Annotated in this window: 11 protein-coding genes; 5 read left to right on the forward strand and 6 right to left on the reverse strand. The window is 71.0% G+C overall.

The window, feature by feature from the left end; genetic code table 11:
• Positions 1 to 74 precede the first annotated feature (74 nt).
• Both ACILSK_RS07510 and ACILSK_RS07515 read left to right on the forward strand, forming a co-directional pair.
• A complete protein-coding gene (locus ACILSK_RS07510; RefSeq protein WP_395726523.1) occupies positions 75 to 782 on the forward strand; it encodes an amino acid ABC transporter permease in 708 nt (235 codons plus the stop codon).
• Positions 779 to 1708: an amino acid ABC transporter permease gene (locus tag ACILSK_RS07515; RefSeq protein WP_395726524.1), complete on the forward strand. Its 930-nt coding sequence runs from the start codon at positions 779 to 781 to the stop codon at positions 1706 to 1708. Before ACILSK_RS07510 ends, ACILSK_RS07515 begins: the two co-directional genes overlap by 4 nt.
• A 43-nt stretch (positions 1709 to 1751) precedes the next feature.
• On the opposite strand, the gene rny is transcribed toward ACILSK_RS07515, so the two are convergent.
• From rny to ACILSK_RS07535, 4 genes are all read right to left on the reverse strand, one after another.
• Positions 1752 to 3581, reverse strand: coding sequence for a ribonuclease Y (rny, locus tag ACILSK_RS07520; protein WP_407077047.1), 1830 nt, complete (start codon positions 3579 to 3581; stop codon positions 1752 to 1754).
• A gap of 564 nt (positions 3582 to 4145) precedes the next feature.
• The gene (locus ACILSK_RS07525) at positions 4146 to 4889 is read right to left on the reverse strand and encodes a regulatory protein RecX (protein ID WP_395726525.1); all 744 of its coding nucleotides are present in this window, start codon (positions 4887 to 4889) and stop codon (positions 4146 to 4148) included.
• Positions 4890 to 4904: 15 nt separating this feature from the next.
• Positions 4905 to 5942 carry a recombinase RecA gene (gene recA / locus ACILSK_RS07530; RefSeq protein ID WP_395726526.1) on the reverse strand — a complete coding sequence of 346 codons (1038 nt, stop codon included), beginning with the start codon at positions 5940 to 5942 and terminating at the stop codon, positions 4905 to 4907.
• Between the two features lie 257 nt (positions 5943 to 6199).
• The gene (locus ACILSK_RS07535; RefSeq protein ID WP_395726527.1) at positions 6200 to 6409 is read right to left on the reverse strand and encodes a DUF3046 domain-containing protein; all 210 of its coding nucleotides are present in this window, start codon (positions 6407 to 6409) and stop codon (positions 6200 to 6202) included.
• Positions 6410 to 6759: 350 nt separating this feature from the next.
• Here ACILSK_RS07535 and ACILSK_RS07540 point away from each other — a divergent pair, with 350 nt between their 5' ends.
• Both ACILSK_RS07540 and ACILSK_RS07545 read left to right on the forward strand, forming a co-directional pair.
• A complete protein-coding gene (locus ACILSK_RS07540) occupies positions 6760 to 8655 on the forward strand; it encodes an MFS transporter (protein WP_395726528.1) in 1896 nt (631 codons plus the stop codon).
• Positions 8652 to 9551 carry a TetR/AcrR family transcriptional regulator gene (locus ACILSK_RS07545; RefSeq protein ID WP_395726529.1) on the forward strand — a complete coding sequence of 300 codons (900 nt, stop codon included), beginning with the start codon at positions 8652 to 8654 and terminating at the stop codon, positions 9549 to 9551. The genes ACILSK_RS07540 and ACILSK_RS07545 overlap by 4 nt, the downstream gene beginning before the upstream one ends.
• On the opposite strand, the gene ACILSK_RS07550 is transcribed toward ACILSK_RS07545, so the two are convergent.
• The gene (locus ACILSK_RS07550) at positions 9541 to 10080 is read right to left on the reverse strand and encodes a hypothetical protein (RefSeq protein WP_395726530.1); all 540 of its coding nucleotides are present in this window, start codon (positions 10078 to 10080) and stop codon (positions 9541 to 9543) included. The genes ACILSK_RS07545 and ACILSK_RS07550 overlap by 11 nt on opposite strands.
• Positions 10081 to 10428: 348 nt before the next feature.
• Positions 10429 to 11256, reverse strand: coding sequence for a PspA/IM30 family protein (locus ACILSK_RS07555; protein WP_395726531.1), 828 nt, complete (start codon positions 11254 to 11256; stop codon positions 10429 to 10431).
• Positions 11257 to 11614: 358 nt separating this feature from the next.
• Between ACILSK_RS07555 and ACILSK_RS07560 the strand changes: the two genes are divergently transcribed.
• A complete protein-coding gene (locus tag ACILSK_RS07560; RefSeq protein ID WP_395726532.1) occupies positions 11615 to 12787 on the forward strand; it encodes a hypothetical protein in 1173 nt (390 codons plus the stop codon).
• Positions 12788 to 13058 lie beyond the last annotated feature (271 nt).

Here is a 13058-nt window from a genome sequence, read left to right on the forward strand (position 1 = left end):
CGCGACGGCCCCCGGGGATCGACCCGGGGGCCGTCCGAACTGATGTGTGCCGCAGCCCGCCCGACCCCCGAGGGGTGAACGTGGATTTCAGCTTCCTGACCGACCCCCGGTACGACATCCTCGGCGCGTTCTGGATGACGGTGCAACTGACCTTCTGGTCGGCGATCGGGTCGTTCATCCTCGGCGTGATCCTCGCCGCCATGCGGGTCAGCCCGGTGCCGCTGATGCGGTCGTTCGCCGGCGGATTCGTCAACGTCGTCCGCAACATCCCGCTGACCCTGATCATCATCATGATGTCCCAGGTGGTGGCCAACCAGCTCGGCCTGCGGCTGGCCGTCCGCGAGGCCGGCGTCAATCCGCAGGCCTTCCTGAACTCGCAGAACTTCCGCCTGGCGGTCCTGGGCTTCATCATCTACACCTCGACCTTCGTCTGTGAGGCGATCCGGTCGGGCATCAACACCGTGCCGCCCGGGCAGGCCGAGGCCGCCCGCGCCATCGGCCTGAAGTTCACCCAGGTGCTCGGCATCGTGGTGCTGCCCCAGGCGATCCGCGCGGTGATCGCGCCGCTGGGCTCGGTGCTGATCGCCCTGACCAAGAACACCACAGTGGCTTCGGCCATCGGGGTGGCGGAGGCCGCCCTGCTGATGAACACCTTGCTGGAGAATGAGGCGGACAAGTTCACCGCCGTCTTCCTCGTCATCGCCGCAGGGTTCATCGTGTTGACGTTGCCCACCGGCCTGATCTTCGGCGGCCTCGCCAGCAAATACCAGGTGAAGCGATGAGTGAGCGCGCGACCGTCCTCTACGACATCCCCGGCCCGAAGGCGCGGCGACTCAACCTGGTGCTGAGCGTGGTCTTCGGGATCGTGCTGGTCGCCCTGGCCTGGTGGGTCATCAGCGTCCTGATCGACAAGAACCAGCTGACCGCCGAGAAGTGGTCGCCGTTCCTGGAGGTCCAGAACTGGACCACCTACCTGCTCCCGGGCCTGTGGGCGACGCTGGAGGCCGCGGCGCTGAGCGTGGTGATCGCGCTGCCCATCGGCGCGATCTTCGGCATCGCCCGGATGTCCGACCACACCTGGCTGCGCTGGGTGGCCGGCGTGGTCGTGGAGTTCTTCCGGTCCATCCCGGTCATCATCCTGATGCTGTTCGCCTTCCAGCTCTGGTTTGCCGTGCTCGGCACGTCCAGCCCGTTCGCCGCCGTGGTCATCGGCCTGGTCCTGTACAACGGCTCGGTGCTGGCCGAGGTGTTCCGGGCCGGCATCCTGGCCGTACCCAAAGGTCAGTCCGAGGCCGCGTACGCCCTGGGCCTGCGCAAGACCCAGCTGATGACTCTGATCCTGCTGCCGCAGGCGATCACCTCGATGCTGCCGGCGGTGGTCAGCCAGCTGGTGGTCATCGTCAAGGACACCGCCCTCGGCGGCATCCTCGTCGGGTACGTGGAGCTGCGCCGCGCGGCCAATACCTCGGCCAGCAACTACGGCAACCTGCTACCCACCTACGTCGTCGTCGCGATCATCTACATCCTGATCAACCTGGCGCTGGGCGCCTTCTCGCACTGGCTGGAGCGCAAGCTGCGCACCCGCCGCGGTGGCGGCAAGGTGGTGCGGATCGATCCGGCCGCCCAGAGCGACCTGATGGCCGCCCGGCAGCAGATCGAGATCGTGACCGACGCCGGGACCGGCCGGTCGCAGGGCAGCGGGTTCTAAACCGTTCCGGACCACCCAGGACCCGGGCGCGGTAGCCCTGCCCCTATCGGGCAATCTCCGTCGCCCGGGACTCGCGGATCACCGTGACCCGCACCTGACCCGGATAGGTCAACTCTTCCTCGATCTGCTTGGCCACCTCGCGAGCCAGGATGTGCGCCTCGACGTCGTCGACCACGTCGGGCTTGACCATGACCCGCAGTTCGCGACCGGCCTGCATGGCGAACACCTTCTCCACGCCCTTCTTCGCCCCGGCGATCGCCTCGATGCGCTCCAGCCGTTGCACGTAGGACTCCAGGGATTCGCGTCGAGCCCCGGGCCGACCACCCGAACAGGCGTCGGCGGCCTGGGTGAGGACGGCCTCCACCGTGCTGGGTGGCACCTCGTCGTGGTGGGCCTCGATGCAATGCACGACCGCGTCGGACTCGCCGTACTTGCGCGCGAGCTCGGCGCCGATCAGCGCGTGGGAGCCGGGTACCTCATGGGTGAGGGCCTTGCCGATGTCGTGCAGGAAGGCGCCCCGGGTGACCACGGTCGGATCGATGCCCAGCTCGGCGGCCATCGCCCGGGCGATGTGCGCGGTCTCCACCAGATGGCCCAGCACGTTCTGGCCGTAGGACGTCCGGTACTTCAGCCGACCGATCAGGGCGACCAGCTCGGGATGCACGTCGGTGATCCGCACATCCAGCAATGCGTCCTCGGCGGCCCGCTGGCACAGCAGCTCGACCTCGTCGCGGGCGCGCTCGTGCGCCTCCTCGATCCGGTGCGGGTGAATCCGCCCGTCCTCGATCAGCATCTCCAGGGTGATCCGACCGATCTCCCGCCGGACCGGATCGAAGCACGACAGCAGCACCGCTTCGGGGGTGTCATCGATGATGACGTTGACCCCGGTCACCGTTTCGAAGGCGCGGATGTTCCGACCCTCGCGGCCGATGATGCGGCCCTTGACCTCGTCCGCCGGCAGGTGCACGACGGAAACGACGGTCTGGGCGGTCTGATCCGAGGCGACCCGTTGGATCGCCTCGGCGACGATGGCCCGGGCGCGTTGCTTGGCCTGAGTCTGGGCTTCGGACTCGACCCGACGGATCATCATCGCGGCGTCGCGCCGGACCGCCTCCTCCTGGCCGGCCAGCAGCTCGGCGCGGGCGGCCTCGATGGTCAGCCCGGAGACCCGGACGAGCTCGGCGTTGTGCGCGGCGTTCGCCGCCGCCAGTTCGCGTTCCCGCGAGTCGAGCGCGGCGGCCCGGTCGCGAAGCTCGGTCTCCCGGTCGGCCAGCCCGGCCGCCTTGGCCTCCAGCGCCTTCTTCGCGGCGGCGACCTCACTCTCCTCGGCACCGATCCGGCGCCGGTCCGCCACCAGGGCGCGTTGCTCCTCGGACAGTGCATCACTCGCTGCCCTTAAACGCTGCTCGGCTTCCTGCAACTCCCGACGGTCCTGCGCCAATGCGGCGGTGGCCTCGGAGGCGATCCGCCCGCGTTCGTTCTCCAGTCCGGCGCGCAGTTCGGCCGCCTGCGACCGCGCCGCGGCGATCGTCCGCTCCGCTTCCGCCTGCGCGGCCGCCCGCAGCTGCTCGGAGTCCCGCCGGGTTCGATTCGACAGCTCCTCGGCCGCCTCGGCCGCGGTCCGGCGCACCGCATCCGCCGCCTCGGCCGCGGCCTGCGCCTCGTGGCTGAGCAACGCGAAGCGCCCGAGATCGGGCTCGGCCGGCCTGGCGTCGGCGACGCCGCGGCTCACCGCCTCGTCCAGCAGTCGGCGCAGCGCGTCCTCGTCCACCGGCGCCGGAGCCACCGACGGCCTGCGCCGCACGACGACGAGCAGGGCGCCGACCGCGACGAGCACAGCAATGATCAGGACGACGACAAGGGCATCGGACACGTCACGACCTCCCCTCGTCGGAACCGTCGCTCAGAGCACCCGGCGTGGATGCCCGTCGCGATGGACGGCAGGAGGGTCGCCGACAACGCGTACTCGTCGCTGCGCGATGCAGAGCATCGACACATTCGGGTCGACCCGGGCACGTCAACGTGCCGGCCGGGCCGGTTCGGGGTGCGGCCAACTGCACCGCTATCGACCGCGCAGCCGAGGCGTGCGCGTGGTGGTGACTCTCCTGTTATGTCCGAGGTTAGGGAGCGCCGTCCCGGGGGTCAAGCCGACCCGCTCGCCCGGGCACGACCCCGCTGACCCGATCTACCTGGGACCGTGCGGATGCGACCTGACACCGACCGTGATCGGGTGCCCGATCACGGTCGCCGAGCCTCGGCACCGGCTCGACCGACCTCGACGGCAGGCCGGCGACGGAGGCCGGGCGACGGAGGCCGGGCGACGGAGGCCGGCGACGGAGGCCGGCAATGGCGGGCCGGCAATGGCAGGCCGGAATGGCAGCCCGGTGATGGCAGGCCCGTGCCGGCGGGTCCGGCGACCGCTCATGGCGGGCCTATCTCAGGACCAGCCGGCGTCGGTTTCGGCGCCGTACGCGGCCATCGCCTCCTGGACGACCCGGTGGGCGAGGTCGGCCGGGTAACCGCGGCGGGCCAGCAGCCCGAGCAATCTCCGCCGAGCGGTGTCGGCGCCGTGGGCCATCGCCGAGTCGACCCGACGTTCCAGGAATGCCTTTGCGCGTTCGTACTCGGCGTCCCGGTCGACCACGGCGACCGCCGACATCGCGGTCTGCGGGTCGACACCCTTACGCCTGAGCTGATCGCGCAGAGCGTCGGCGCCCAGTGCCCCGTGCCGGTGCCGGCTGGCGACGAACGACTGGGCGTAGGCCTCGTCGTCGATGAGTCCCACCTCGGTGAGCCGGTCGAGCACGCGCTCGGCGACGTCCGGCGGGATCCCCTTGCGGGCCAGTGCTGCGGCCAGCCCGGCCCGGGGCCGTGCCGCGGCAGCGAGCAGTCGCAGGCAGATGGCCCGGGCCACCGCCTCCGGGTCCCCTGGATCGTCCTCGGGATGCCCCGGCGCCGTGGCCCCGGGCGTGGGCGTGCGGCCGCCGGGACCCGGCGCTCTTCGGGTGGCCGATGCGCCTGCGCCGGACCGCGACTCCTCGGAGACCGAACCGACGCTCCCCCGCCGGTCGATCGGAGGGGCCGCCGGCGCCGGGTGGGTGATCCGCTGCATCTGCTCGGTCAGCTGGGCCAGCGTCACCGACCGGTCCGCCGATGGACCGGCCGGTTCGTCGATCGTCATGCCGCCGACGACCGATCAGAAGTCGACCGGTGCGGGCAGGGCCTCGTCCTGGTCGATGCGCGCACCGACCCCGAGCTTCTCCTTGATCCGCTTTTCGATCTCGTCGGCGATGTCGGGGTTGTCCCGCAGGAAGGTCCGCACGTTCTCCTTGCCCTGCCCGAGCTGCTCGCCGTCGTAGGTGTACCAAGCACCGGCCTTGCGGACCAGCCCCTGCTCGACGCCGACGTCGATGAGCGAACCCTCTCGGGAGATGCCGCGGCCGTAGATGATGTCGAACTCGGCCTGCTTGAACGGCGGGGCCATCTTGTTCTTGACCACCTTGACCCGAGTGCGGTTGCCGACCACGTCCGTGCCGTCCTTGAGCGCCTCGATCCGGCGGATGTCCAGCCGCACGGAGGCGTAGAACTTCAGCGCCTTGCCACCGGTGGTCGTTTCGGGCGAACCGAACATCACACCGATCTTCTCCCGCAACTGGTTGATGAAGATCATCGTGGTGTTGGTACTGCTCAACGCGCCGGCGATCTTGCGCAACGCCTGAGACATCAGCCGGGCCTGCAGACCCACGTGGCTGTCACCCATCTCGCCCTCGATCTCCGCGCGTGGCACCAGCGCGGCCACCGAGTCGACCACCACCAGGTCGATGGCCCCCGAGCGGATCAGCATGTCGGCGATCTCCAACGCCTGTTCACCGGTGTCCGGCTGGGACACCAGCAAGGCATCGGTGTCCACGCCCAGCTTCTGCGCGTACTCGGGATCCAGCGCGTGCTCGGCGTCGATGAAGGCGGCAATCCCGCCGTTGGCCTGCACGCTGGCCACCGCGTGCAGGGTCAGCGTCGTCTTGCCGGAGGATTCCGGGCCGTAGATCTCGATCACCCGCCCCCGCGGCAACCCGCCGATGCCCAGCGCCACGTCCAGGGCGATCGATCCGGTCGGGATCACCTCGACGGGTGCGCGGCCCTCGTCGCCCAGCCGCATGATCGAGCCCTTGCCGTACTGCTTCTCGATCTGCGCCAGCGCGATGCCGAGCGCCTTCTCACGATCCGGTGCCGACATAACCCACCCCGTACCTTTCGCTGGTTGTTTCCGTTGGTTGGCTGCTGCTGTCTGCCTGTGGGATCGACGCTAGATGGCCGCTCCGACAGTCACCCCGAACCAGGCCGGAATGTGGATGGGATTCGGGCATGGGGACAACTGTAGACGTACACCTGTTCGAGCCAAAGCTGCGTCACCGCGTGTCGCGGGACACGCCCGGACGATCACCCGGAGGCCGGACCCGCACGGCCGGCGCCGAACAGGCGAGGCAGACCGGGTCAGTCGGGCAAACCGTGCCGCAGGGCTTCGGGGACCTCGAAGTCGTCACAGACGGCGAACCAGACGACCTTGGGATCCTCGCCGGCGTCGACCGCCTGGTCGACCGTCCGGCCCCCGAGCGCGGAGAAGACGTGATCCGCGGCGACCGAGGACGCCCGCGCCGGTCCGAAATGGCCGGCCATCAATCCGCGGAGTTCGGTCAGTCGCACGCCAACACCCTACTGAGGCGACCGGCCGACGACTGTCGGACCCGGAGGGCACACTCGCCGCCATGGATCCCACCGGCCTGTCCAGCCCGCTCGGCCAACTCGTCATCGGCGCCGGCCTGCTCGCCTCGATCGTCGTCGGCATCGTGGCCCTGCGCCGGCGCAGGCGATGACAGGCACTGAAGCACCCCTCGAAGTAACGATACGGAACGGTTGCGTTTCGCAATGACGTGGAGCAGAATCGACTCGGCCCCGGTCAGTGCCGACCCCTGCCACCGCCTATCAGTCCCCACCACGGGCCCGGTCCGGCCCATCCCGCACCAGTCCTGACGTCATCGTCGAAAGTCATCGCCATGTCCGATTCACCTGCCACCGGCCCGGGCGGTTCGCCCACCGGCGCCCACATCAACTCCCCCACCAGCCCCGGCCCGGGGGGCCTGTACCCGCAGCGCTGGAAGGCACTGTCCGTCCTGGTCGTCGGCCTGCTCGTGGTCATCCTGGACAACACCATCCTCAACGTCGCACTCAAGACGATCCAGATCGATCTGAATGCGACGCAGAACGAGTTGGTCTGGGCGATCAACGCCTACTCACTGGCCTTCGCCGCCCTGCTGTTCACCTGGGGCGTGCTCGGTGACCGCTTCGGCCGCAAGCGGATCCTGATGATCGGCCTGGTGCTCTTCGGCGTCGCCTCGGCGTTGTGCGCGTTCGCGGACAGCCCGGGTGAGCTGATCGCCTACCGCGCGCTGATGGGCGTCGGCGGCGCCTCCGTGATGCCGGTGTCGTTGTCGATCGTCACGGTGATCTTCCCGCCGCAGGAGCGAGGCCGGGCGATCGGTATCTGGTCGGCCGCGGTCGGCGGCGCGGTCGCGATCGGTCCGGTGCTGGGCGGCCTGCTGCTCGAGCATCCGAATTGGTTCAGCTGGCTGACCGGCAACGACTGGGGCTCGGTCTTCTTCATCAACGTGCCGATCGTGATCGTCGGCCTGATCGGGATTTTCTTCCTGGTCCCGGAGACGAAGAACCCGCGACCCGGGCGCCTGGACCCGATCGGTCTGCTGCTGTCGGTCTTCGGTCTGTTCACCGTCGTCTACGGCATCCAGAATGCCTCCGAGGTCGGCTGGGGCGCTCCGTCGACCTGGGGTTTCATCGTGCTCGGGATCGTCGTGCTGACCGGGTTCGGGGTCTACGAGTACCGCAGCACCCACCCGTCGATCGACCTGTCGCTGTTCAAGATCCGGTCGTTCTCGGTCCCGTTGACCGGGGTCACCCTGGCCTTCGCCGCGATGCAGGGCACGCTGCTGTTCCTCACGTTCTACTACCAGATCGTCCGCGGCTGGACTCCGCTGCAGGCCGGACTGCTGGTCCTGCCGTTCGCGGTTGGCCAGTTGCTCGGCGCGCCGCGCAGCGCCGGGATGGTCAAGCGTTTCGGCGCGCGCGTCGTCATCCCGGTCGGCCTGGCGTTCGCCGCCACCGGCATGGTCTTCTTCAGCCTGGTCACTCCCGAGACCCCGGTCTGGATGCTGATCGTGCTGGGCGTGGTCTTCGGTTTCGGCCTGGGCAACACCATCGCCCCGTCCACCACCCGGATGACCCTGGCCACGCCGCCGGAACGATCGGGTTCCGGATCGGCAGTGCAGAACACCGTCCGTCAGGTGGGCGCCGTGTTCGGTGTGGCGATCCTGTCGTCGATCGTCACCACCGTCTACAGCAACAACATCACGCCGCTGCTGGAGGGAAAGGGCCTGCCGCCGGAGGCATTCGCGGCGGCCACCGAGTCGATCGGCGGCACCAACGAGGTCGCCGATCGGCTGAGCGCATCCGGCCAGGCGCCGGCGCAGGCCGTCGACCTGCTCCGGCAGGCAGCGACCGACTCGTTCATGCCCGCACTGCATACGGCCACCGCCTTCGCGGTCGGCCTGCTGGTCCTGGCGATGCTGATCGTGGCGATCTGGCTTCCGAGCAAGGCGCAGGCCGCGGCCTGGTCGGGCACCGGCGGAGCCGATCCCGCCGGCCCGACCGGCACTCCGGCCGTCGGTGACAGGTCCGCCGACGGCGACCAGGCCGGTCCGGCGGACGGCACCACCGCAGACCTGGTCCCGGTGCCCGCCCTCGCTCAGCCGAGGCCACAGCACCTGGCCGGTGGACGGCACGCCGCGATCGACGACGACCCCCGGTCGGCGGTCGGCACGGCCCGCGGCGGTCGGCACGCCCGGCCCGACCCGGATGAGATCGGTCCAGATCGGTGACGCTGGCCGTTTCCGGCGCATCGGCCCGGGGCGCCACACGTCCCGGGCCGGGCGCGGGGCCCGCGGTCGGGCCGCCGGCCGCCGACGGCCCGACGGCCGACGCGGACCCGGTGGCCGACGCGGACCCGGTGGCCATCGCGGACGCGGACGCTGACGAAGCGGACCCGACCGCCGACGTGGACCCGGAGGCTGATGAAGCGGACCCGACCGCCGACGTGCCCGGCGAGGCGAACCCGGCGGGCGACCCGGACCCGGCGGCCGACGTCGTCGACCCTAGGTGCATTCCGGCTCGCCGGCCGGGCCGCCCACGCGAGCGACGGACCGATCGGGCCATCACCGACTCGGCCCTGCAGATCTTCGCCGAGGACGGATTCCACGCCCTGACCATCGAGGCCGTGGCCGCCCGCGCCGGCGTCGGCAAGACCACCATCTACCGGCGGTGGCCGGGCAAGAAGGAACTGGTCATCGACGCGTTGGCGACGATCAACGACGAGCTCATGGCGGCCAAGGCACAGTTACCCGTCGCGGCGGCCGACCGGATCCGGGCCGTGCTGCACCATCTGACCACCCGCGACAATGACAGCCTGCTCGGCCGCATTACGCCCCGCATGCTGGCGTACAGCGAGAGCCAGCCCGACCTGTACGCCGAGTACTTCGACCGGGTGATCATGCCCCGACGCCGCTGGCTGCACAGCGTGCTGCAGGAGGGCGTGGACCGCGGCGAACTCCGGGCCGACCTGGACATCGAGGTCGCCGCCCTGGCCCTGATCGGACCGGCCCTGATGCCGGCCCGAGGGCTCAGCCTGGACCCGGATGCCGCGGACCTGGGGGACCGCCTGTTCGACGTGTTGTGGCCCGCACTCCGGGCCGGCGCCGGATCCGCCGTCAGCGGGTGAGTTCGCGCATCCCGGCCGCGAGCGCGTGGAGCTGATCGATCCGCTCGGCCAGTTCCGGTGCTCCCCAGGTCGGCACCGCGGGGGGCGCGGCAGTCTCGGGGGCGACCGGCGCGATCGCCGGCGGCCGGGTCTGCCCCGGGGCACCCTGGGCCAGACTCCTGGTGGCGTGCACGGCTTCGTTGGCTGCGACCACCAGAGCGCCGTACCCGGCCACCCCGTCATCGATCTCCCGGCGCATCGCCGCGATGGTGCCGTCCAACTGGCCGCCGACATCGGCGGCGGCCCGTCGGCGGGCGCGGATCAGCGTGGACGCCTCGGCGGCCCGATCGCGCAGCCGCAGTTCGGTGGCGTCGGCCGCGGCGATCACCTCGTCGCGAACGGACCGCACCGTGCCGTCCTCGATCAGGCCGATCATCCCGACCAGCCGCCGCAGCCCGTCTGAGTAGCCGTCGAGGCGCGTCATCGGCGCCCGCAGCTCGCCGACCACGGCCGTCCGTCGCGGCGAGGGCGGCGGCAGCGCGTTGACCACCCGGTTCCGGTTGCGCAGGTCGCCGGCCGACCGGGATCCCCCGCACGACGCACAGGGTCAGCACCAGCGACAGGAAGACCAACGCCACGATGACCGGAGCGGACAGTCCGCCGACCGCGACCACCCCGGCCCCGCCGGCGACCGTGACCACGGTGCCGGCCGACCAGGCCCGCAGCCGTCGTCGGGCGGCGCGCTGCCGACGCCGCGCCACTTGCGCCGGCTCGCGGCGCGAGCGCACCGCCTCGGCGGCGGTGGCCCCGACCTGGGCGGCCAGGTCGAGGCCCGGTCCGACGACGGCGCCCGCGTTCCACACCTCCATGGCGGTCTTGCGCATGGGAATGGCCGTGATCAGGTCTGCTGGTTGGGCAGCGCCGCCGGCTGCGCGGCCGGCGCGGCCGGGGTGGCGGTCGTCCCGGTGGCGGCATCGATGGATCGGGGCTGCTGGGCCGCCAGCTCGGGATGCATCTGCGCCCGCAGCTGATCGAGCCGGGCCGCGCCGGCCATGTCGAGCGTCGACTTCTGCACCTCGAGCATCCGGCCTTCGACCGAGTCGGAGTGCAGCTCCGCCGCCCCGAGAGCATTCGCGTAACGGCGTTCGATCTTGTCGCGAACCTCGTCCAGCGACGGGGTGTTGCCCGGCGCCTGCAGCGCCGACATCGACTGCAGGGAGGCCGAGACCTGCTCCTGCATCTTGGCTTGCTCCAGCTGGGAGAGCAGCTTCGTGCGCTCGGCCAGCTTGGACTGCAGCTGCATGGCGTTGTTCTCCACCGCCTTCTTCGCCTGCTGCGCCGCCTGGAGGGCCTGATCGTGCATCTTCTTCAGGTCCTCCATCTGCTGTTCGGCGGCCACCAGCTGGGTCGCGAACGCCTGGGCGGTCTGCTCGTACTTGTCGGCCTCCGCCGCGTTGCCCTTTGCCCGCTGCTCGTCCGCCAGGACCAGCGCCTGCCGGGCCGACGACGACATTCGCTCGACGTCACCCATCTGCCGGGTCAGTTTCATCTCCAGCTGCCGCTGGTTCCCGATCACCGCCGCCGCCTGCTGGGACAGCGCGGCGTGCTGGCGCTGGGCGTCCTCGATGGCCTGCTGGATCTGCACCTTGGGATCGGCATATTCGTCGACCTTGGACGAGAACAGCGCCATCAGGTACTTCCACGCCTTGGTGAACGGATTCGCCATGATGATGTCCTCTCGCCAGTTGCACGCTCCCGCGCCCCCGCACGTCCGCGGTGATTCTCATCGTTCCAGGTCGGCCGCCGAGGTTCCACCCGCCGCGATCAACCCGGGGATCATTTCGGGCGGCCCCCGGACCGTGCGGGCACGGAAATAGGGGTTCACCCGGAGTCGTGACCCCGGAAGGGGACCACCCCGGGCCGACCCCACTGGCCAGCTCAGGTCGGGTGCGTCGACCCGTTCGGAGCAGGCCCCGCGGTGGCTCTTGGTTACAGTGGCGGTCCGCGCCCGTCGTCCGGTCAGCGGGGAGCCGACGGCCCCGCCGACGTGTTCGTCGGCGCGCACCCGGCGACCAGGAGGCTTCATGACGTCACGCCACGGATCGGGCACCGGCGGCCGACGGGTCGCTCCGTGGATCATCGTGACCGCTGTCGCCGCCGTAGTGGTCATCGGAGCGGTGACCGCTTTCGTGCTGATCACCCAGGACGACGAGCAGGCGACCTGTTCGAGCCAGGTGGTCCTGCAAGTGGTCGCCGCCCCCGCCGCAGCACCGTCGATCGAGGCGGCCGCGGCGGCATTCGACGCGACCGGCCCGGTGGCGCGGTCGGCCTGCGTCACCACCGATGTGACGACGGTGCCCGGACCGGACGCGGCGACTGCGCTGGCCGGAGGGTGGGTCGGCGAGCCGAGCCAACCCCCCGCAATGTGGTTCCCGGACAGTGCGGCCGACCTGGCGAGTCTGGAGTCGACCAATTCGGCGATGACCGCGGGTCGGAACCCCGCTCCGATGGCCGTCTCGCCGGTCGTGCTGGCCATGAGTTCGGCCAACGCGAACGCGGTCGCCGCGGCGAACCTGCAGTGGCGGGATCTGCCGACCGCGGCCGGGCCCACCGGGTCGATCACTCTTCCCGACGGCAGCAAAATGATCGTGGCGTTGCCGGACCCGACGATGAACCGGGCCACCAGCTACGCCCTGCAGTCCGTCGTCGCCGGGCTCACCGGAGCGCCGGCCGACCCGGCGGCCGTCGCCGCAAACGCGGGTTCGCTGGCCGCGGTCGCCGCCGGCGGACCGGCGGTCCCGCCGACCACCACCTTCGACGCGTTGGACCAACTGGCGGTCGGCGGTGCGGGGTTTGCTGCGGTTCCGGTCGTCGCCGCCGACTTCGCCCAGGTCCAGGGCCAGCATCAGGGATTGGCCACGGTCACCGTTGGCGGCAACGCCGCCGGCGACCAGATCTTCGGCGTGCCCATCACCGCCAGCTGGGTCGATCCGACCATGGACGACGCGGCCAGCACCTTCCTCGCCTACCTGCGCGGATCGTCCGGAACAGCGGCCTTCACCGACCACGGGCTGCAGGTCGGCGCAGGCACCGGCGTCCAGCTCGCCGATGCCGGACCCGCGGTGGCGACCGCCCTGGCCACCGCCATCGGCAGCCCCAGCGGCGCGCCCGCTGCCACGTCCCCGGGTGCCACCGCCGGACCCGACGCGTCGGCCGGCCTGCCGAGCGCGCCGGCGGGTCCCACGCCCTCGGGCTGACGCCATCGGCGGCAACCGGCCCGACGCCGGGCCGCGTGCCTGTCCCGCCCCGCCCCGCCCCAGGTGCCCGCCCCGCCCCGCGCCTCGACTCGCCACATATGCACTTTCTGAATCGATTCTGAACCTGCGTATGTGGCGAGTCGACGGGTCCGAGGGGCGCGGCGCGAGTCGACGGGTCCGAGGGGGCGGCGCGAGTCGACGGGTCCGAGGGGGCGGCGCGAGTCGACGGGTCCGGGGGGGCGCGGCGCGAGTCGACGGGTCCGAGGGGGCG

It is taken from the genome of Nakamurella sp. (genome assembly GCF_044224575.1).
In the GTDB taxonomy this organism is placed as follows: Bacteria; Actinomycetota; Actinomycetes; order Mycobacteriales; family Nakamurellaceae; genus Nakamurella.